19 protein-coding genes are annotated in these 20,714 nt (G+C 62.4%); 14 read left to right on the forward strand and 5 right to left on the reverse strand.

The genetic code is table 11. The features are described 5' to 3' along the window. Positions 1 to 7: 7 nt before the first annotated feature. Positions 8 to 418 (forward strand): hypothetical protein, encoded by a 411-nt coding sequence (locus ACYVRZ_RS08455; protein ID WP_461226180.1) that lies wholly within the window; start codon positions 8 to 10, stop codon positions 416 to 418. A 94-nt stretch (positions 419 to 512) separates the two neighbouring features. Here ACYVRZ_RS08455 and ACYVRZ_RS08460 read toward each other — a convergent pair whose 3' ends face one another. Further along, positions 513 to 1,409 (reverse strand): hypothetical protein, encoded by an 897-nt coding sequence (locus tag ACYVRZ_RS08460; protein WP_461226181.1) that lies wholly within the window; start codon positions 1,407 to 1,409, stop codon positions 513 to 515. Positions 1,410 to 1,795: 386 nt separating this feature from the next. Here ACYVRZ_RS08460 and ACYVRZ_RS08465 point away from each other — a divergent pair, with 386 nt between their 5' ends. Then, entirely contained in the window at positions 1,796 to 2,980 is a 1,185-nt protein-coding gene (locus ACYVRZ_RS08465) for a hypothetical protein (RefSeq protein ID WP_461226182.1), read from the forward strand. Between the two features lie 105 nt (positions 2,981 to 3,085). Here the strand turns inward: ACYVRZ_RS08465 and ACYVRZ_RS08470 are convergent, their stop codons facing one another. After that, complete coding sequence (locus ACYVRZ_RS08470; protein ID WP_461226183.1) at positions 3,086 to 3,646, reverse strand: chromate transporter; 561 nt, start codon at positions 3,644 to 3,646, stop codon at positions 3,086 to 3,088. Next, positions 3,643 to 4,188, reverse strand: a complete 546-nt coding sequence (locus ACYVRZ_RS08475) for a chromate transporter (RefSeq protein WP_461226184.1) — start codon at positions 4,186 to 4,188, stop codon at positions 3,643 to 3,645. The genes ACYVRZ_RS08470 and ACYVRZ_RS08475 overlap by 4 nt, the downstream gene beginning before the upstream one ends. A 102-nt stretch (positions 4,189 to 4,290) precedes the next feature. On the opposite strand from ACYVRZ_RS08475, the gene ACYVRZ_RS08480 reads away from it, so the two are divergent. The 4 genes from ACYVRZ_RS08480 to phnD all read left to right on the forward strand — a co-directional run bounded on the left by ACYVRZ_RS08480 (position 4,291) and on the right by phnD (position 9,843). Then, complete coding sequence (locus ACYVRZ_RS08480; protein ID WP_461226185.1) at positions 4,291 to 5,181, forward strand: LysR family transcriptional regulator; 891 nt, start codon at positions 4,291 to 4,293, stop codon at positions 5,179 to 5,181. 48 nt (positions 5,182 to 5,229) lie between these two features. Next, positions 5,230 to 5,994 carry a nitroreductase family protein gene (locus ACYVRZ_RS08485; protein ID WP_461226186.1) on the forward strand — a complete coding sequence of 255 codons (765 nt, stop codon included), beginning with the start codon at positions 5,230 to 5,232 and terminating at the stop codon, positions 5,992 to 5,994. Between the two features lie 878 nt (positions 5,995 to 6,872). Further along, a complete protein-coding gene (locus ACYVRZ_RS08490; protein WP_461226187.1) occupies positions 6,873 to 8,747 on the forward strand; it encodes an EndoS/ChiA family endoglycosidase in 1,875 nt (624 codons plus the stop codon). A gap of 175 nt (positions 8,748 to 8,922) precedes the next feature. After that, on the forward strand, positions 8,923 to 9,843 hold the full coding sequence (gene phnD, locus ACYVRZ_RS08495; protein WP_461226188.1) for a phosphate/phosphite/phosphonate ABC transporter substrate-binding protein: 921 nt from the start codon (positions 8,923 to 8,925) through the stop codon (positions 9,841 to 9,843). A 129-nt stretch (positions 9,844 to 9,972) separates the two neighbouring features. Here the strand turns inward: phnD and ACYVRZ_RS08500 are convergent, their stop codons facing one another. Beyond that, on the reverse strand, positions 9,973 to 11,022 hold the full coding sequence (locus tag ACYVRZ_RS08500) for a CdaR family transcriptional regulator (protein WP_461226189.1): 1,050 nt from the start codon (positions 11,020 to 11,022) through the stop codon (positions 9,973 to 9,975). Between the two features lie 246 nt (positions 11,023 to 11,268). Between ACYVRZ_RS08500 and ACYVRZ_RS08505 the strand changes: the two genes are divergently transcribed. Genes ACYVRZ_RS08505 through garR form a run of 4 tightly spaced genes read left to right on the forward strand, consistent with a single transcriptional unit; the run spans position 11,269 to position 15,629 of the window. Beyond that, complete coding sequence (locus ACYVRZ_RS08505) at positions 11,269 to 12,231, forward strand: hydroxyacid dehydrogenase (protein WP_461226190.1); 963 nt, start codon at positions 11,269 to 11,271, stop codon at positions 12,229 to 12,231. Beyond that, on the forward strand, positions 12,231 to 13,559 hold the full coding sequence (locus tag ACYVRZ_RS08510) for an enolase C-terminal domain-like protein (protein ID WP_461226191.1): 1,329 nt from the start codon (positions 12,231 to 12,233) through the stop codon (positions 13,557 to 13,559). The genes ACYVRZ_RS08505 and ACYVRZ_RS08510 overlap by 1 nt, the downstream gene beginning before the upstream one ends. Positions 13,560 to 13,584: 25 nt before the next feature. Next, a complete protein-coding gene (locus ACYVRZ_RS08515) occupies positions 13,585 to 14,736 on the forward strand; it encodes a glycerate kinase (protein WP_461226192.1) in 1,152 nt (383 codons plus the stop codon). A gap of 2 nt (positions 14,737 to 14,738) precedes the next feature. Then, a complete protein-coding gene (garR, locus tag ACYVRZ_RS08520) occupies positions 14,739 to 15,629 on the forward strand; it encodes a 2-hydroxy-3-oxopropionate reductase (RefSeq protein ID WP_461226193.1) in 891 nt (296 codons plus the stop codon). Between the two features lie 167 nt (positions 15,630 to 15,796). Here the strand turns inward: garR and ACYVRZ_RS08525 are convergent, their stop codons facing one another. Next, complete coding sequence (locus ACYVRZ_RS08525; RefSeq protein WP_461226194.1) at positions 15,797 to 16,237, reverse strand: hypothetical protein; 441 nt, start codon at positions 16,235 to 16,237, stop codon at positions 15,797 to 15,799. 496 nt (positions 16,238 to 16,733) lie between these two features. On the opposite strand from ACYVRZ_RS08525, the gene ACYVRZ_RS08530 reads away from it, so the two are divergent. From ACYVRZ_RS08530 to ACYVRZ_RS08545, 4 genes are read left to right on the forward strand one after another with little or no spacing between them, the layout of a single operon-like run. Then, on the forward strand, positions 16,734 to 17,516 hold the full coding sequence (locus ACYVRZ_RS08530; protein WP_461226238.1) for an SAM hydrolase/SAM-dependent halogenase family protein: 783 nt from the start codon (positions 16,734 to 16,736) through the stop codon (positions 17,514 to 17,516). A 19-nt stretch (positions 17,517 to 17,535) separates the two neighbouring features. Beyond that, positions 17,536 to 18,096 (forward strand): ECF-type riboflavin transporter substrate-binding protein, encoded by a 561-nt coding sequence (locus ACYVRZ_RS08535; RefSeq protein WP_262316383.1) that lies wholly within the window; start codon positions 17,536 to 17,538, stop codon positions 18,094 to 18,096. 32 nt (positions 18,097 to 18,128) lie between these two features. Next, a complete protein-coding gene (locus ACYVRZ_RS08540) occupies positions 18,129 to 19,838 on the forward strand; it encodes an energy-coupling factor transporter ATPase (protein ID WP_461226195.1) in 1,710 nt (569 codons plus the stop codon). Beyond that, positions 19,831 to 20,658 carry an energy-coupling factor transporter transmembrane component T family protein gene (locus ACYVRZ_RS08545; RefSeq protein ID WP_461226196.1) on the forward strand — a complete coding sequence of 276 codons (828 nt, stop codon included), beginning with the start codon at positions 19,831 to 19,833 and terminating at the stop codon, positions 20,656 to 20,658. The genes ACYVRZ_RS08540 and ACYVRZ_RS08545 overlap by 8 nt, the downstream gene beginning before the upstream one ends. Positions 20,659 to 20,714 lie beyond the last annotated feature (56 nt).

Raw genomic sequence — 20,714 nt, forward strand, 5'->3', positions numbered from 1 at the left:
CTGCCCAATGACCGTTCAGATGATTCCATTGACCATCGATGCTTACGATGGCGCAATTGCGCCGTACGACCGCGGCGTCACGCTGGATCCAATTTTTCTGGTGCGCATTGTCGCCAAGCCGCCGCACTGGTCCGAAACCATCGACGGTGACGTGCAGCTGCGACGCCCGTTCATCCGCCAGATGAAGCGTGTGATTGCGCCTGTCGTGGCGGCCCATCGCGAAGTTTTCGGCAGAGATGCGCCGCTACTGCCAGCCGAAGTGATGGCCGACGCGCCGGTGTTCGCCACAGATTTGGCCCGAGCGCTGGAGACGCTGATGGTGCCTGGCGAGCTGGTGCTCGACTCGATTGACCTGGTTGGCGGCTGGCCGGCCTACGAGGGGAAAAACGACGCACTCAGTCGCCAGCTGTATCAGTGACAAGCTTCACTACAATTCGCGACATCACCAATAGCGCGGCCCCTTCATGACGATTCTGATCGTCGAAGCGGTCGCGCTATTTGGTTCGTACATCTTAGTCCCCAAGTTCAGCCACATGGGCAATCAGCAGCGGTGCCGCTGCGTCGACTTGGCCTTGAGCCAGCAGCGCGATGAGGCGCTTGACGTGGCGAATCGTGTGTCGGGCAGTCGCCTCAATCTCCCAGCCGTCGAAGGTTTTGCCGTGCTTGAACCACCGCAGCCACAACAGCGTCAGGTAGGCGATGTTGGGGTCGCGGGTGGTCTGCAGCAGTTCAATCAGGTCCAGCAACCAGGTACCTTCCGTGTTCAGGTATTCGAAAAATGAGGCCAGCGCCCATTGGGGATGGGTCTGGACGCTGACGGGCCAGTAGGCTGACACGAGGCGTCGGCCCAAAATTGCGGTCAGGTCGGCCGCGGTGAGGGGATGTGCCTGCGCGTAGCCGGCCAGCAAGTCCTGGAGGTGCGTGGTTGGCATCACCCACTGACCAGCCTGGGGCGGGTAGCTGAGGCTGCTGAGATCCGCTGGGCTCATAGCGCTGCCGAGGTCCCGGAGCGTCGCATCGAGTTGCGCTCTGATCTCGCTTCGGACGTTAAAGCGCGCTTCCCAGTTCCCGTCTTCCGGGTTTAGCAGCTCGTCGGCGATGGTGGCGTCCAGTTGCTGGTGCAGCGCGACGATTGCTTGGAGCTGTGCGAGCTCCGGTAGCTCGGCGGTAACCGAGGCGTTTTGAAGCGCGAAGTCTGATTCTTCCGGGTCCAGCCACGCGCCGGCGCTGGCCAGAAACTGCCGCTCGAGTGGGGCCAGCGCGGTCGTCTGCTGCTTGGCCAGCAGGTAGGCTTGGACGGTGGCCGGGAGGTTGCTGTAGTCGTACCAGGTGAGCGCGAGCGGGACCTGGTGGATGGCGGTGGCGTTGATGATGGCCTTGATGGCTTTGTAGTAGCGAGTTGCGGGCATGGGGGACCTCTTGTCTTGCGCTTTGTTGGCCTTAATCTAACCCAAGTGAGAAAGAAGGGCAAGCAACTAGTGTCAGGCACGAATGGCGGTACGAATGTGTTATGCCTAGCTGCCGATTGAGCCTTTAATCTTGCAAGATGTGTTGATGGCCCGCTGATTGGCCGAGGCCAAGAAAAAAACGTGAGGCAGGGGGAAAATGGCAAGGCTGCGTAATATTACAGATAACCGGTCGGTGTCACGCGACGGCAAACCGAAAACTGAAAGTAGCTTCCAGACGTTGATAGACCGGGGTGTTTGTATAGCAGTCGATGTTTGAACATGGACCGAGAGCAGGACTTCAGGCGAGAGTCCCTTGTCAGACTTTCTGGCGGTCAAGGAGGATATCCATGATTACAGTGAATAATCGCATCACAATCGGAGCGGCCGAGATGTATCTGTCAAACATGATAGCCAACGGCGAAATTGTGGACTTGGCTCGCGCGTCTGCGTTGACACTTGTTTTTGAGAACGGCGAGTCTCTTAGCCTTCGTCCTGACACTGTTGAGCGCTTGCAAATTTGGCAACCGCGACTAGGGGAGGCGGAACAGGCCGGCATTATCATTTGCGACGGTTTTTGGATTAAGTATTCCCTGGCACCAGCGGCGATTTTTTCGTCTCACTTAAATGCACAGGGGTACTCTGAGCATGATGGCTCGGCACGGATTCGGGCGTGTGGCGACATCAGCGCCATTGTGGTCACCCAAGAAGGCGCAACGCAGCGCTACTGGGTGAACTGGGACATTCGCTCGACCGATTTGGAAAACAATGTCGCACAACATTTTGCCGAAACGGAGCGAACAATGACCGTGCTGGCGATGGCACCGAAGGCCTATCCGTTGATAGACCTCATCCAGGCCGCCCGGCGGCCGGTCAACCACGTTGCAATTGTGGAGGCCTTGGGAGATGCAATCGCTGGTGCAACAGCCGCCGGTCGCTGCCACTTGATTGCGAATGTGCTGAATGAGTTCGCTAGCTTTGCCCCTTTATCAAGCCCTGATCCAAAGCGCCGGCTGATTGTTCGCCACAGCGTTGAAAACGCGTCTGATATGACTCGGCACACTTGGACACCTGTTCTCCGCATTGCAGGTGATGACGAGGACTACGTTGGGGTCGGGCTTTTGTCATATCAAGAGCTGGCGGGCATGACGATTGAAGTCGAGGGGCCAGATTTTTGGATTGGCTTTGCTTGGCTGTTGTGGGAAGTCACATTCGAGGGCGTCGAGGCAACCGAGCGAGCCCAGCACATCAGGGATTTCTGGGTAGGACTGGCCGAAGATGCAAAGGCACGTTACGCCTTCGACGTTGCCACGGCAAAAATGCGCCGGTTTCTGGATGCTTATGCGACGGCCCACAAGACGGACAAGGGCCTCGCCGATCTTATCTCAAAGTACTGGCCGCTCACAAAGGGGCGCCATGAAACTTATGGGGCTGGAATTAATATGCTGCAGCTTACGGTGGCTGAGCAGGAACCAGCTCTTTTAGCGCAATTCATGGCAGAATTGGGTGATGATTATGCCCGGTTTGCCTCATAAAATTAGAAGACAAATCAGTTTGGACAGCACAATTTGGCGTTTTCCCTTTTCAAACATGTTATCTAACGTGGAAGTGCGAATTAGTAGGGCTGACGTGGGGCCAGTCTACCCCCCACACCAATACCCCACAGCCCCGATCACCCCGGCCAGCGCAATCAGCACCACCGGGTTGACCCGCCACTTCAGATCCAGTACCAGCACGACGCCGAGGACCGCGAGGCTGACCCAGTCGACATGAGCGGCCGCCAGCGCGAACACCGAATCGATGCCGCCGATGGTGGTCAGCGCCAGCTGCACCGCCACGGCGACGATCAGCCCGGCGCTGGCCGGCTTGATGCCGCGCAGCAGCGCGTTCAGGGCCCAATTTTCCTGAATGCGCTGTTCGTTGCGCATGTACAGCGGCACGAACACCAAAGAGGGGATGCAGACGGTCAGCGTGACGGCCAAGGCGACCCAAAAGCCGCCGGCGAGCTGGCCGATGTAGGTCGCCGAGTTGATCGCGACCGGGCCGGGAATCAGGCCGTCCAGGGCGTTGAGGTCGGCGAACTGCGCCGCGGTCAGCCCCAGCTTGGTGGATTCGGCGTAGATCAAAGACAGCATCGCGTAGCCACCCCCGAAGCCTAGAAAGCCGATTTTGAGGTACGCCCAGATCATGGACCAGATCATCGTTTGGCCTCCTTTCGCGGCCGGTAAGCGATCAGGCCGATGGCGCCGGCCAGCGCGATCAAAAGCGGCGTGGTCAACAGGCCCAGCACGGTCGCCAGCAGGCAAAAGGCCGCCAAGCCGATGGCGACCGGATCCGTCAGGTTGTATCGCGCCAGGCGATACGCCGCGGTGAACAGGAACGCGGCGCTGGCGGCGCGAATCGCCTGCATGACCGCCAGCCACACGCCGGCTCGCGGAATCTGCTGATACGCCGCGGTGGCGGCAAGCATCAAGGTGAAGGCCGGCAGCACCGCGCCGATGCCGGCGGCCAGCATGCCGGCGCGGCCGTTGATTTTGCGGCCGACGAAGCAGGCGTTGGTGACGGCGATTACCCCAGGCAGCGATTGCGACAGGGTGGTGTACTCGTACAAGGCGGCCTTGGTGATCAGTTGACGCTTGTCGCACAGCTCGCGTTCAATCACCGGCAGCATCGCCATGCCGCCGGAGAAGGTGAAGCCGCTGGCCATGAAATAGATGCGAAACAAAAGCCAATTGGTTGTCATGTGATCCCTCCTGCTTCAGCATACGGGGAATGTGGTATCATTCAAACTATGAATTAGGTGTTGGGACCATCACGGAAAAATGATGGGGAACAGGAGGCCACCGTGAACATTCGCCAGCTTGAAATCTTCGTCGCCGTGGCCGACAGCCGCTCGATGACCCGGGCCGCCGCTCGCCTGTACATTTCGCAGCCGGCGGTGTCCAACGCCATCCGCGACCTCGAGTCGAGCCTTGGGTTGCAGCTGTTCGACCGCGTCGACAACCGGCTGCGGCTGAACCCGGTCGGCGTGGCCTTTCGCGCCAAGGCCACGCAGCTGTTAAAGGACCACGCGGCGCTGGCGGCGTTCGGTCAAACGCTGGTGCCGCAGCTGCCGCTGAGAATTGGCACCAGTTTGACTTTGGGCCAGGTGACGCTGCCGGGGGTGATCGCGGCCTTTCGCCAAGCGCATCCGGCACTTGAGCTGCGCTTGTACGCCGAAAACGTCGCGGCCATCAAGCGGCGCCTGATGGTCGGCGACATCGACGTCGCCTTCATCGAAGGCAGCGTCAGCAGCAGCGCCTATGTGGCCACGAAACTGTCGACCACCGCGCTGCTGCTGGTGGCGGCGCCTGGACTGCAGGCGCCAGGGCGGCTGAGCGTTCGCGACCTGGCGGCGATGCCGTTTTTGCTGCGCGAGCCCGGCAGCACCCTGCGTGATGTGTTCGACGAGCGGGTGCATCGGCTGGGCCAAGACGTCGTGCCGCTGCTTGAAAGCACCAACACCGGCGTTTTGCAGGCCGCGGCGGTGGCGGGGCTCGGGGCCACGGTGCTGCCGGCCCCGCTGGCCCAACCGGCGCTGGCTGCCGGCGAGCTGGTCACGCTGCGGCTGCCGCACGGGCTGACGATGGCCACGCAAAACTACGCGGTGACGCTGCGCGGTGGCAACCGCGAGGCGCTGATCGGGGAGCTGATTCGGCGCTTCAAGGCCGCCACGCCAACCGGTGTGACGGATTAGCCGGCGGCAGGAATTGGCGCGTTTTGCGCCGGAAAAGGGAGCATAATCATGAATGACACAATCCAGCGGCAACTGAATCACCGTTCGGTTCGGCGCTTCACCCCGCAAGCGGTGACGGCCGCCACGGTCGCGCAGCTGATGACGGTGGCGCAACACACCGCCACGTCGCACTACATGCAGGCCTTCAGCGTCATCAGCGTGACGGACGCCACGCTTCGCGCCGAGATTGCCGGCATCAGCCGGCAGGCCTATGTGAATGGCAACGGGCACCTGTTCGTCTTCGTCGCCGACCAGTACCGGGCCGCGGCGCTGGCGCAAACGGCAGACGCCCAGGTGCTGGGTTCGGCCGACAAGCTGTTGCAGGCGCAAAGCGATGCGCTTTTGGCCGCCGAAAACACGGCGGTTGCGGCAGAGAGCCTGGGCCTTGGCACCGTTTTTCTGGGCAGCGTCCTCAACGATCCGCTGCGCCTGATTGACCTGCTGAAGCTGCCGCGCTACACCTTTCCGGTGGTCGGGCTGTTGGTCGGCTATCCGGATCAGGCGACGCAGCCCAAGCCGCGGCTGCCCCGGGCGATGATGCATTTTGCCAACGGCTACGACACGGCCGCCGCAGTGGCCGGCATCGCCGATTACGACGCGGTGATTCGCGATTACTATGCCAACCGCAGCACCAACGCGCGTGAGGAGACCTTCACGCACCTGCTGACCCAGGCCGCGACGACGACGCCGGCCAAACGCGGTGAGCTCTTGGCGGCGCTGCACCAGCAGGGGTTCTTGCTCGCGTCGCGCGACGAGGGCGTCACCCAGGCCTGATTCAGGACCGTCGCTAAAAAAACGAAATCTGTGTGAGCTTAAAATTTGACGACCAAACTGGCAGGGCTTACACTGGCCTCAGATGATTGTCAACGGGCAGGCGAAAACGCTGCGGCCGCAGCGCTTGCAACTCTACTGCTTAGGGGGAAGGTCCGGGACATAAGCATTCCCAGTACCCCCACCCATGCCATGCCGAACCAGGCAACAACGTCGACGTTTTCGTGCAACGGCCTCCTCCGATTGGGGCCGACCACCAGGGTGTGGACCACCATCTTCCTGCCGCACAGTCCGGTGCCTACTCGCTTGCGAGGTAGCTGCGGCACCGAACTGACAGGGGGCTTGTCCCAAGGTACCGCGCAGCGATGCGCTGACCGGGGGACGACAGCACAAGCACGCAACCAACCAGCAAAATAACCGAGGCCGCCGCAGCGTTCTTCCCTGCGGTGGCTTTGGCGCGTCCGGCGCAGCGATGCGCCGGATTTTTGCGTGGTCTGTTTTTTGAATACGCAAAATCAAAAAATTATTTAATGACAGCGACCGAACTTACGCCGCGAGCGTGTCGGTGCGGCGAGCAGCGCCTACCGCAGGCCCTGTTAGCGGCACCGCTGCGCGATTTTGCCGGCGACGTCACCGCCAAAAGCTTGGCATTGGCCGATATACCAAGAAGTCATCGCGGCCGGTTGCTCACGCTTGCGCTCGCTAAAGAAACCGGTTACAATATGTCCGCTGAGAGGAGCGGGGAGAGATTAAGCGTTAATTAAGATGCGATGAGACCGGTGCGTCGCGTTATATTTGGCATGAGGATATTATTTGAGCTTTATTTTCCAGTTCGATGGGTAACTGAGGCGTAACACGCGGAAAGTGGAGGATGGAGAATAATGAAACGAAAAGCGTATCGCATCACACGGCTGCTGGTCCTGATGGGGCTGGGCCTGGCACTGTTGGTGGGGCTGGCGCTGGGAACGCCGCACCACGTCAAGGCGGCCGCGTCACCGAACGGCAAAACGTTCATGGTTTACTACCGCGCCTGGCGCGACAAGACCATGAAGGGCGTCAACACGGACATTCCGGACGCCAACACGCAGACCATGCTCGACTTGCCGCGGGGCATCGACATCGTCAACGTGTTCAGCTACGTGCCGGGCGGCCAGGAGGAAGCGGCGGCGCCTTACTTCGAGGCGCTCAAGACGACCTACGCGCCGGCCTTGCACCAGCGCGGGGTGAAGCTGGTTCGCGCCCTTGGCTACATGGGCATGGTGTCCGACTTCCAGAAGTACTACGCCGCCCTTGACGGCAGCAGCCAGTTCAACGACGACGAGGCAATGGCGGCCGTCGACGCCTGGGCGAAGCAGGAGATCGAGACGCTGTCCGGCCAGTACGGGCTGGATGGGCTTGACATCGACATGGAGCAGTACCCGACGGCGGCCACAACCGGGCTCACCGATATTTTGATCAACGCCCTGGGCAAGTACATCGGCCCCCGCGCCAACAACGGGACGCTGTTCATCTACGATTCCAACGGCTCCTACATGGCGCCGTTCCAAAACGTCGTGAAGAACTTCAGCTACGTCGGCTACCAGCAGTACGGCAGCACCACCACCCGCACCGAGGCGGCCGCCGCCGACTACAAGGCGGTGGGCTTTGACACCCGCCACTTCCTGGCCGGGTTGACCTTCCCCGAAGAAGGCGACAACAACCGTTGGTACGACACGGATCCAAGCGATTTTCTGGGCAGTCACACGCACCAAGAGGCGGACTTCATCGCCAAAAGCGACCTGGGCGGGATGTTCATGTACGCGGTTGACCGCGACGGCCGCACGTACTCGGAGACCGATCTGAATCACGTGACCCCGACGACCTACCGCTGGACCAAGACCGCGATTGCCGAAACCAAGGGCTACACCTTGGCGCAGGTTCAGCAGGCCGGGCTGCAACACGTGCAGCGCGTGGCCGCCGATCTCAAGTGGGACGACGCGACGGTGGCCAAAACCACCGCGGCGATCAACGATGCGCAGACGATTTTTGACGTCTACAGCGCGTTCATGTCAGACGACTACCAGGCGTCGCTTGACCCGCGCTTCGACGCGGTGCTGGAGCTTGAAAACCCGCTGGCCGACAAGACGGCTCTGACCGCGGCCATCACCAAGGCTGAGGCTGTGCTGCCAAAGGTCAAAGACCAAGCGGCCCTGACCGCGGCGATTGCCGCCGGCAAGACCGTTGTGGCCGACGCCTGGGCAACCCAGGCGGCCACAGACAGTGCAACGCAGGCGCTGACGACGGCGATCAAGGCCGCAGAGGCCGCGCTGGCGGCCCAGGCCAAGGCGGATTACGCGGCGGGCAAGGCGGCCGGCAAGGCGGATGGCCTGGCCGGTAAGGCATCGCAGGCCAAGCAGCTGACGAACCGGCCGGCGCAGTACCAGGCCGGCTACGCGGTGGGCTACCGCGAAGGCGCCAAGGCGCATGCCATCGCCGAAAAAGCCGCGACCAAGGCCCAAAAAGAGGCCGAGCGCCGCGCCAAGCAGGCAGCTAAGGACGCCAAGCAGGCGACCAAGCAGGAGGCTAAGGACGCCAAGCACGCCGCCAAGGCCGCGACCCATGCGACCAAGTCGAGTCAGCAGCCCGCAAGCCAGGCCGCTGGCAAGCAGGCGGCCAACCGCAACCTGCCGCAAACCGGCGATGCGGCCAACTTCGGCCTGGTTGGGCTCGGGTTGGCGCTGCTGCTCTTTGGCGGCCTGGTATGGCGTAAGGCGTAGTTCTAATTGAAATCCCCGTCAGGACACAAGAAGACGCCTGGTCGCGGCAGCGGCCAGGCGTTTTCACGTGGTTTTCTCATTCCGTTGACACCATGTCTTGACATGTCACGACACCGGTGCTATGATGGGTCCGTTCAAGAATTCACGAACACAACTACTTTTTGGAGGGTGCAAAATGAATTTCAAACGGATCGTAATGGCCGGGTTGAGCCTCGCCGCCGTGATGAGTCTGGCCGCCTGTGGTCAGTCCAAGAAGGCGTCGGCCCAAGATGAGCCCAAGCAGCTGAACGTGCAGTTCGTCCCGTCGCAGCAGGCCAACACGCTGGAGGCCAAGGCCAAGCCGCTGGCCAAGTTACTGCAAAAGGAACTCGGGATTCCGGTGAAGGTCTCCGTGTCGACCGATTACAACTCGATCGTCGAGGCGATGGCTTCCAACCAGGTCCAGGTCGGCTTCCTGCCGCCCGACGGCTACGTGCAGGCGCATCGCCAAAAGGCCGCAGACGTCTTGCTGCAGGCCCAGCGCTTCGCCGTGGTGCAACCCGGCGGCAAGACATCCGACAAGCTGACCGATTCTTACCGCAGCGAGATTTTGGTCAAGACCAACGGCCCGATTAAGTCGATCCAAGACCTGAAAGGGAAGAAGATCGCGGTTCAAGAGGCGACCAGCTCGTCAGGCTACATCTGGCCGGCCGCCGAGCTCAAGGCCAAGGGCATCGACGTGGCGACGCAGGCCAAGTTGGTCACCGTCAAGGGGCACGACCAAGGGGTGATGGCCGTGCTCAACGGCGACGCCGATGCGGCCTTCGTCTGGGAGGACGCGCGAACCGTGGTCCAAAAAGACGTGCCGGATGTGATGCAAAAGCTCACGCCAATCTACTTTACGCAGCCGATTCCCAACGACACGATTTCGGTTGCCAAGTCCCTCAAGCCGGCCTTCCGCGAGAAGCTGGCGAAGGCCTTCATGAAGATTGCCAAGTCCAAGGCCGGCCACGCGATTATCTCCGAAGTCTACGGCCACGAGGGCTACGTCAAGTCCAAGGACAGCAACTTCGACATCGTCCGCACCTACGAGAAGCGCGTCGAAGCCGCCAAGTAAAATCCGTGATTGCGACACCTTGCCGAGCAGGCAGGGTGTTTTTTGGCTGGCTCTGCGGCCTGCAATCCGGGCAACTGGCGGCGTTCGCCGGGTTGAGCGGCGTGATTCGCCGGCCTTGCGCCAGGCGGCTCAGCGCTGCCCCGCCTGGCGATCGGCGAAGCGCAGGTAGCCGACGTACAGCCGCATCAGGTCCAGCAGCTGGTGGGGGTCCATGCCGGTGGTCGCCTTGAGCCGCCCCAGGCGGTAGTTCAGCGTGTTGCGGTGGATGTGCAAGGCGGCGGCGGCTTGGTTGACGTTTTGGTTGCTTTGAACGTAGGCCAAAAGTGTCTGAATCAGCTCCTCACCGCGCGGGGTCGCGGCCAGTTCCTGGAAGGTGGCCAGAAGCGGCGCCAGCGGCAGGTCGGCCTCAAGCAGCGCGTGGAGGAATTCGATTTGGTCGAAGTAGTGGTAGTGCATCGGGGGCATTAACGCCGCAATCTCCAGGGTCTCAAGCGCCTGGTCGATCGCGGTTCCCAGCTTGGTGGTCGGTTGGCCGATCCCCACGGCCAGGTGGTGGGCCTCGCCGAAGCGCAGGCAGCGCTGCAGGGTGGCCGGCAGGGCGGTGACCACTAGCGCCACATCGGCGACCAGGTCCAGCGCGTAATCCGCAGCATCCATCGGCAGGCTGTTGGCCGCCGGACCGCGCAAGGCGACCGCCCAGCGCGGCTTGGTCAGGTCGATGTTCAGCTCCTTGGCCTCCAGGCGCAGGCTGGTGGGAAAGGCGCCGTCTTTGAGCTGGGCCCATTGGTACAAGAAGCGTTTGAGCCGGTCCTCTTGCGCCTTTTGGACTCGATTGTCTCGCTCCTGGGCGATCAAAAGCTGCGTGGCGGTGCTCAAAAGCGCCGCGAAGGGCTCGACCACCGCGGGGTCGCCGGTGATGCCGATCACGCCAATCACCGCGCCTTCAAACAGGATCGGCATGTTGACGCCGGGCTGGCCGTTCACGCCGTGGGATTGGGCCATCACCAGCGGCCTGTGTTGGCGAATTGCGTCGACGGCGCCGACGTGCTGGGTGTTCAGGCGGCTGGGGTCACCCGAGGCGATGATCTTGCCGGTTTCGTCCATCATGTTGATGTTGTAAGGGAGCTGGCCCATGATTTTGTGGACAATCGCCTGGGCGAGCTGGGGTTCGAGTTTCATCTGCAAGGCTCCTTGTGAATTGGTGAATTAATCAGTGCTCGCGCTCAGTCTACCACGTCACGACAGCGGCGCCTAGCGAATTAACCAACTATTTGGGTCATTTACCCCAAAAAACCGTCAAAACATTGTGCAAACGCCTAATCAATTCGCGAAGGTTAGTGGCTATACTGAAAGCATGGACAACGGCCGAACCGCGAGTGACGCAAATCTTGCTCACCACTGAGACATGGCCGTGCGGAGGCAAAAATGGCACAAACAGTTTTGTTACCCCAGGACGTGGCGGCGGCCGGCAAGGACTTTTTGACCGAGCGCGGCTACCGGGTGGTGGTGGCCAGCGCAAGCGACCGCGAGACGCTGCTTGAGGAAGGCCGCGGGGCCCAGGCGGTGCTGTTGCGAACGGCCCCTTGCGACGCGGCACTGATTGCGGGGCTTCCCGACGTGAAGATCATCGCGCGGCACGGGGTCGGCGTCGACAACATCGACCTGGCCGCGGCCAGCGCGGCCGGCAAGTGGGTGACTAACACCCCTTGGGCCAACGCTAGCTCGGTGGCCGAAACCACCATCGCGCTGCTGCTGGCGATCGCCAAGGACCTGAAAAACGACATCGAACACCAGGCGAGCGGCGACTTCGCCTACAAGTACAGCCACCACGGACTCGACCTTGAGGGCAAGACGCTGGGCATTATCGGTTACGGCAAAATCGGCCGGGCGGTGGCGGCCAAGCTCGCCGGGTTCGGCATGCAGATTCTGATCGCCGACCCGTTCGTCACCGCGGCGGAGGCCGGGAAGGTGGTGTCGCGCGACCAGCTGCTGGCGCAAGCCGATTTCGTCACGCTGCACCTGCCGGCCCTGCCGAGCACCATCGGCAGCTTCGACGCGGCCAGCCTGGCCAAGATGAAGCCGAGCGCCTACCTGCTGAACCTGTCGCGCGGCAGCATCGTCGATGAGCCGGCGCTGATTGACGCGTTGCAGCGCGGCGTGATCGCCGGGGCAGCGCTTGATGTGTACTCGCAAGAGCCGCTGCCGCTGGACAACCCGCTACAGCGCATGGCCAACGTGATTTTGACGCCGCACATCGCGTCCAACACGACGGAAACCATGGACCGCATGGCGCTTCAGGCCGCCCAGGAAATCGATCGGGTGCTGCGCGGCGAGCGGCCGAGCTGGCCGGTCAACCGCCCGCAAGGCCTTGAATTGGAGGACAACTGATGACAACACCAACCATTACCACCATGCAGGTCGTGCCGGTGGCCGGCTACGACAGCATGCTGCTGAACCTCAGCGGCGCTCACGGGCCCTACTTCACCCGCAACATCGTGATTCTGACGGATTCGCTGGGTCACGAAGGGTTAGGCGAGGTGCCAGGCGGTGAGCAAATCCGCCAGACGCTTGAGGCGGTCAAGCCGCTGGTGATCGGCCAACCGCTGAGCCAGTACAAGGCCGTGCTGCAGCGCATCCAGGCGCAATACGCCGGGCTGGACGCCGGCGGCCGCGGGGCCCAGACCTTCGACCTTCGCACCACGGTTCACGTGATGACCGGCGTCGAGGCGCCGATGCTCGACCTGCTGGGCCAGTACCTGGAGGTGCCGGTGGCGGCGCTTTTGGGTGACGGGCAGGTGCGAGATTCCGTGAAGTTTCTCGGCTACCTGTTTTACATCGCCGACCGCACTAAGACCCACCTGCCGTACCTGGCCGGCGACGACGACTCGGACGACTGGGGCCGCCTGCGCCGGCAGCCGGCCACCACGCCGGCGGCCATCGTGGCCCTGGCTAAGGCGGCGCATGACCGCTACGGTTTTGAGGACTTTAAGCTCAAGGGCGGCGTCTTCGCCCCCGAAGAAGAGGTCAAGGCCGTCAAGGCGATCAAGGCGGCCTTCCCCAACGCCCGCGTCGATCTGGATCCCAACGGGGACTGGTCGCTTGACACCGCCCTCAAGGTGGGACGCGAGCTGAAGGGGACCCTGAGCTACATCGAGGATCCCTGCGGTGCCGAGGGTCGCTTCTCCGGTCGCGAGGTGCTGGCGGAGTTTCACCGGCTGACCGACCTGCCGGTGGCCACCAACATGATTGCGACCGACTGGCGCGAGCTCAAGGCCGCGATTCGCCTGGATTCCGTGTCGATTCCGCTGGCCGATCCGCATTTTTGGACCATGACCGGCGCCGTGCGGGTTGCGCAACTCTGCAACGATTTTGACCTGACCTGGGGCGTTCACTCCAACAACCACTTTGATATTTCCCTGGCGATGGTGGCCCAAACCGCGGCGGCGGCGCCGGGGCGGCTGAATGGCATCGACACGCACTGGATCTGGCAGGACGGCCAGGAGCTGGGCACCACGCACCCGCACATTCAAGGCGGCGAGATGGCGGTGCCGCGCGACGTGCCGGGCCTTGGGGTGACGCTTGACCACGAGAAGCTCGAAGCGGCGCATCAGCTGTACGTCGAACACGCCCTGGGCGGTCGCGACGACAGCATCGGCATGCAGTACCTGATTCCCGGCTGGCAGTTCGAGGCCAAGCGGCCGAGCATGGTGCGTTAGTCAACCAGTCAAGGAGGTGATGGCCATGGCGCCATTGCACATTGTGGTGGCAATCGATTCCTTCAAAGGCAGTGCCACCAGCCTGCAGGCCGCAACCTGGGTGGCCGCGGGCATTCACCGGGTCCAACCAGACGCGGCGGTGTCGCCGGTCCCAATTGCCGATGGCGGCGAGGGTACGGTGGTCGCGCTGACCACGGCGCTGAACGGCCGCCTGATTCAAAAAACCGTGACCGGGCCGCTTGAGGGCCAGCGGGTCGAGGCGACGTTCGGAATGCTGGACGCGGAAACCGCCGTGGTGGAAATGGCGCAGGCCAGCGGCCTGAACCTGACCTCGCAGGAAAGCACCGACGCCTTACGCGCCTCGACTTACGGCGTCGGCGAGCTGATTGAGGCGGCGCTTGACGAAGGCGCCAAGGTGATCTACGTCGGGCTGGGCGGCAGCGCCACCACCGATGGCGGCGTGGGCATGGCCAAGGCGCTGGGTGTGTCGTTCCACAACGCCGCGGATCAGCCGATTCCCTGCGGGGCCCAGGGCCTGGCCGAGTTGGCCTCAATCGATGTTCGCCAGCTCGATTCCAGGCTTCAAAACGTGTCCGTGAGACTATTGTCGGACGTCACGAACCCGCTGTATGGTAAAAAAGGCGCGGCGGCCATTTACGGGCCGCAAAAGGGCCTGACCAAGCACCAAATCCCAACGGTGGAAAAGGGGCTGGCCCACTACGCCGAACTGCTGAGTCAGGTGGTCGGTCGAGACATCGCCCACCGCCCGGGGGCTGGCGCCGCCGGGGGACTGGGTGCCGGGCTGATGGCCTTCACCAACGCCGAAGTCTTTCCTGGCATCGACGCGATCCGCCGGCTGGTCGGGCTCGACCGGCTGCTGGTCGATGCCGACCTGGTGATCACCGGCGAGGGCAAGATGGACGCCCAGTCGCTCAACGGCAAGGCGCCGATCGGCATTGCCCGGGCGGCCAAGCGCTACGGCGTGCCGGTGGTCGCCTTGGTCGGGGCTCGCAGCGCCGATCTGGCGGCGGTTTACGCCGCCGGTATCGATGCGGTGTGGGCTGTGGGGCTTGGTCCTGAGTCGTTGCAAGAGGCCATCGCGCATGTTCAGGAGAACCTGACCTGCGCCGGTGAAACCGTGATGCGTGCGTTTTTGTTGAACAAGAAAGGTGACTGAATATGACATACAAAGTAGGTTTTGTTGGGTTGGGCATCATGGGCAAGCCCATGGCCAAGAACGTGTTGAAGGCCGGCTACGGCGTCGTGGCCTTCGACTTCAACCAAGCGGCGGTCGACGACGTGGTCGCCGCCGGGGCCGAGCGTGGTGACTCCGGCAAGGACGTTGCCGAAAAGACGCAGGTCGTGATCACGATGCTGCCCAACTCCCCGAACGTTGAGGCCGCGCTGTTCGCCGACAACGGCATCGCCGCCGGCCTGAGTGCCGGCAAGGCCGTGATCGACATGTCCTCGATCGCCCCGAAGGCCTCACAGTCCTTCGCCAAGCGCCTGGGCGAACTGGGCGTCGAATTCCTCGACGCGCCGGTGTCCGGCGGCGAGCCCAAGGCAATCGACGGCTCGATTGCCATCATGGTCGGCGGTCCCCAAAAGACCTTCGACGAATACAAGCCGCTGCTTGAAACCATGGGTGGTGCCGTCACCTTGGTCGACACGGTTTACGGTGCCGGCAACATCACCAAGTTGGCCAACCAGATGATCGTGGCGATCAACATCGCCGCCATTTCCGAGGCCTACAGCCTGGCCAAAAAGGCCGGCGTCGATCCGGCCTCCGTTTACCAGGCGATTCACACCGGGCTGGCTGGCTCCGTCGTGATGGATCAAAAGTCCAACAAGATTTTTGCCGGCGACTTCAAGCCGGGCTTCCGCGTCGCGCTGCACATCAAGGACCTGCAAAACGCGCTGGACACGGCCCACGACATCAACGTCGCCACGCCGTTCACCGCTGAGGCGATGGAGATTCTCCAGTCGCTCAAGGCTCACGGCCACGAAACCGAGGACCACTCCGCCATCGCCGAGTACTACGAAGACATCAACAACCTCAAGCTGCAGTGAGACCCTGGGCATGCCGTTGTGACGCCACTGTGAATAATCGTGATTGCCTGATTCAAGCCTAACCGCATGCCCATTATTGCTTTGTGATTTCACACACCGCGCCTGGCGAGTCACTCGCCGGGCGTTTTTGGTCACCAAAAAGGCGGCCGGGTCGGCGGCCGCCGTGGTTACTGCCTGAAAATGGCGCGTTGGTACTTCTCAAACCAGCCGCGGGAAAGCCCGCGCTCGGCGGTCAAAAGCCGGGTGCCGGTGGCGTAGACGCGCTGATTGGCCTGGGCGTAGTGGCGCCGCGCCGCCTGGGTGGCCGCGCCATCCTTAAAGGTCAGCAAGGTGAGCGTCACGCCGGCGTCACTTTGGAAGCTGACGCCGGTGGTGGCCGCCACGCCTTCGGGCAGCGTGGTCACATCGATTGTGGTGGGGTGAGCGGCGGTCAGGCCTCGGGCGGTCACGCCTTTGAGCGAGGCCGAAGCCGTGGTGGCCGGCTGGCTGCTGCTTGGGCTGGTCGCTGGGCTGCTCGGTGCGTCTGCCGCGGGCTGGCCGGCGCAGCCGGTCAAAAGTAAGGCGGCGGTGGCGACGGCCGCAAGTAACGCGGGTGTTGGGTTGGTCATGTTAGCAATCTCCTAGCTGGCATAATTGGCGGGATGAACCGCCTGATGCCCTCAGTATACCGGCTCGCCGTGCGGATTGAATGCGGCCTGAGGCGGATTGTGACGCGAAACTGGCGAAATTGCCCAAGTTTTTTGTCTTTTCGGAAAAGCTGTGCTACAATGCGTGTATATTTTAACCCGGCTAGGAAATAGTAAGTTGATCACCTGCGTGCAAAGAGATTGATGGTAGCTGAAAAGTCAACTCGCAGCTCAAACGAATGAATCCTACAAGGGGCGGAAGTTCCGGGTGGTGGCGCCTTAAGCCTAGAGTGGCCTTTCGAGGCAATTCAGGTGGTACCGCGACGATAGGGTCGTCCTGAGATGTTGAGCACATCTCGGGGCGGCCTTTTGGTTTTTCCGCAGTCGCTATGGGCAGGAGAAGAAAGGATGCGTTAACGTGAGTAACAAGTTGGTACTGCAAACAGATTTTGGGCTAGTCGATGGGGCCGTGGCCGCCATGTACGGCGTTGCTTACGGCGTGGATGCGAACTTGGCCGTCCACGACCTGACGCACGAGATTCCGCCTTACGACATTTTCGCGGCGTCTTATCGCCTCTATCAAACCACTAAGTACTGGCCGGTCGGCACGGTGTTCGTGTCGGTGGTCGACCCCGGCGTCGGGTCGGACCGGCGCAGTATCGCGGCCGAAACCACCGATGGCCACTTCGTCATCACCCCGGACAACGGGACGCTGACGCACCTGGAGCGCTACGTCGGCATCCGCCGCGTGGTGCAGATCGATGAGGTCAAAAGCGCCTTGCCCGGCAGCCAGGAAAGCCACACCTTCCACGGCCGCGACGTCTACGCCTACAACGGCGCCCGGCTGGCTAGCGGTCAGGTCAGTCTGGACGATCTGGGGACGCCGTTGGCCACCGGCGAGCTGGTGCGGCTGCCGCTGGGCAATGTCACCACCACGGCCGACACCATCAGCGGCACCATCGACATCTTGGACATTCGCTTCGGGTCGCTTTGGACCAACATCTCGTCCAAGGCGGCCCGGGCGGCCGGCATCGCGGCCGGCGACCAGGTTCAGGTCACCATTCGCAACAACGGCAAGCTGCGCTACCAAAACCAGATTCCGTTCACCCGTACCTTCGCGGCGGTGTCCGAAGGCGAGCCGCTGGTGTACGTCAACTCGCTGTTGAACCTGGGCGTGGCAATCAACCAGGACTCGTTTTCCAAGCTTTACCACATCGGCACCGGCGTCGACTGGCAAATTGCATTCAAGAAGATCAATTAATCATTAGGGGGATTTCATCATGAACAACAAGCGAAACACACTGAGCGTCAAAACGGTCGTCGCCATCGGCATCGGCACCGCCATCATTTTCATTCTCAAGCGCTGGGTCTCCATCCCAAGTGGTATTCCCAACACCAACATCGACACGTCTTACGGCTTCTTGGGCTTCTTCTCCATCCTGTTTGGCCCCATCGCCGGCTTCGTCTCCGGCTTCCTCGGCCACGCCCTGACCGACTTCACCGCTTACGGTTCGCCTTGGTGGACCTGGGTGTTCACCACCGGCCTGGTCGGCGGCATCATCGGGCTGTTTTGGAAGCGGCTTGATGTGACCCAAGGGGACTTTGGCGTCAAGAAGATCCTCGCCTACAACAGCGTCCAGATCCTGACCAACTTCGGCGGCTGGGCCGTGGTCGCCCCGACGCTTGACGTGCTGGTGTACTCCGAACCGGCCAACAAGGTCTACCTGCAAGGCATCGTCTCCGCGATTTCCAACAGCGTCTCGGCCGGCGTCATCGGCACGATTCTGCTGGTGGCCTACGCCGCGACCCGCACCAAGAAGGGCAGCCTGAAGAAGGAGTAGTCACACAACTCGTAAGAAAGGACTGTGCCACGGTGGCAGAACCGATCATCCAATTCGACCACGTGACGTTCCAGTACGACAGCCAGGCGGAACCCACGCTTCAAGACGTCAGTCTGACCATCACGCGCGGTGAGAAGGTCTTGATCGTCGGGCCTTCGGGATCGGGCAAGTCGACCCTGGGCAACCTGATCAACGGGCTGATTCCCCACGCGATTCCAGGCAAGCTGACCGGCAAGGTGACCGTGTGCGGCCAAGACGTCGCGGCAAGCTCCGTCTTCGACCTCTCCCAGCACGTCGGCACGGTGCTGCAGGACCCGGACAGCCAGTTCGTCGGCCTGACCACCGCCGAGGACATCGCCTTTGCCCTGGAGAACGACGGCACCGCCGTCGCCGCGATGCACGAGCGGGTCGCGGCGGTGGCCGCCACGCTTGGCATCAAGGGCCAGCTCGCCCAGTCGCCCCAGGACCTGTCCGGCGGCCAAAAGCAACGCACCGCGATGGCCGGCGTCTTGATCGACAACGGTCAGGTCCTGCTATTCGACGAGCCGCTGGCGGCGCTGGACCCGGCGACGGGCAAGTCGTCCATCAAGCTGATCGAGGACCTGCACCGCCGGCTGGGCGTGACGGTGGTGATTATCGAACACCGGCTGGAGGACGTCTTGACCCAGCCGGTCGACCGGGTGCTGGTGGTCGACAACGGCCGCCTGATCGCCGATGTCACCCCGGCCGAGCTGCTCCACGGGACGCTTTTGCCCCAGATTGGGGTGCGTAGCCCCTTGTACCTGCAGGCGCTGACCGCCGCCGGAGTCGACTTGGCCCAGGTGACCGGCATCGAATCGGTGGCCACCGTGGCGGCGCCGAACCTGGCCGCTCGGCTGGCCGACTGGTCGGCCGAGCAGCCGCGGCCAACCAAACCGGTCGCCGGCGAGCCGCTGCTGCGCGTTCAGGGGTTGCGCTTCGGCTACGACAAGCAGACGCAGATCTTCGACGGCCTGGATCTGACCATCAACCGCGGCGACATGGTCGCCTTGGTCGGGCGCAACGGGGTGGGCAAAACCACGCTGAGTCAGCTTCTGGTCGGCTTCGAAAAGCCGCAGGCCGGCACCATGACCTTCGCCGGCACCGACCTGGCCGCCTTGTCGATTAAGGAACGCGCCGATCGCATTGGCTACATCATGCAAGACCCCAACCAGATGATCTCCAAGAACTTGATTCGAGACGAGGTCGGCCTGGGCCTGGACCTGCGTGGGGTGGCCGCGCCCGAGCGCGATGCCCGCGTCGACGAGGCGCTGCGCATCTGCGGCCTGTACGAATTTCGCCACTGGCCGATTTCGGCGCTGAGCTTCGGCCAAAAAAAGCGCGTGACCATCGCCGCCATCTTGGTGCTGCGCCCGGCGATGCTGATTCTCGATGAGCCGACCGCCGGGCAGGACTGGCGTCACTACACGCAGATGATGCGTTTTTTGGAGCGGCTCAACCGCGAGCACGGCATGACCATCATGCTGATCACCCACGATATGCACCTGATGCTGGAGTACGCCAGCCGCACGGTGGTCCTGGGCGACCGCGGCATTCTGCTGGATGCCCAGCCGGCTACGGTCTTGTCGGACACCGCGGTGATTCAGGCCGCAAGCCTGGCCGAAACCAGTCTGTACCAGCTGGCCAAGCGCTTCGACTTGGAACCGGACCGCTTCACCAGCCAGGTGATTGCCCATGAAAGGCGGGTGACCGGGGATGAATAACACGCTCTTTGGCTTTGCGGCCGGTGACACCTGGCTGCACCGGCTGAGCGGCGCGACCAAGCTGCTGGCCTTCATCGGCATTTCGCTGATCGCCATGGCAAGCTACGACACGCGCTTCACCGCGGCCATCGTGGTGATGTCATTGGTCTTGTTCAAGATGGCCCACATCCACTGGCGCCAGATTCGCTTGGTGGTCAAGCTGATTTTGGTGTTCTCGCTGTTGAACCTGCTGACGGTCTACCTGTTCTCCCCGGAGTACGGGGTCAGCCTGTACGGCACCCGCCACCTGCTGGCCGGCAGCGGCTACTTCACGCTGACGCAAGAGCAGCTCTTTTACGAGCTCAACTTGGCCCTGAAGTACGTCGTGACGGTACCCTTGGCGCTCTTGTTTTTGATCACGACCAACCCCAGCGAGTTCGCCGCGAGCCTGAACAAGCTGCACCTGTCCTACAAGATTAGCTACGCGGTGGCGCTGTCTTTGCGCTACATTCCAGACATTCAGCACGTCTACCACCAGATCAGCCAGTCGCAGCAGGCGCGAGGTTACGAGCTGTCCAAAAAGGCCGGTCCGTTGCACCGGCTGCGCGGTGCGGCGCAGGTGCTGATGCCTCTGATCTTCAGCTCGCTGGATCGCATCGAAACCATCAGCCAGGCGATGGAGTTGCGGCGCTTCGGGCGCGACAAGCGCCGCTCGTGGTACATGGACCGGCCGTTTGGCGCCGCCGACTGGGCGGTGATCGCCGGCACCGGCGTGATCATCGCCATCGGCCTTTCGCTGTTTGCGGTCAACGGGGGACGCTTTTTCAATCCGTTCCGCTGAGTCGCCAAAGGCGCGGCCGTCACTTCCCGTTGGGGGTGGCGGCCGCGCCTTTTGGT

The sequence above is a fragment of the Lacticaseibacillus suihuaensis genome (assembly GCF_054785075.1).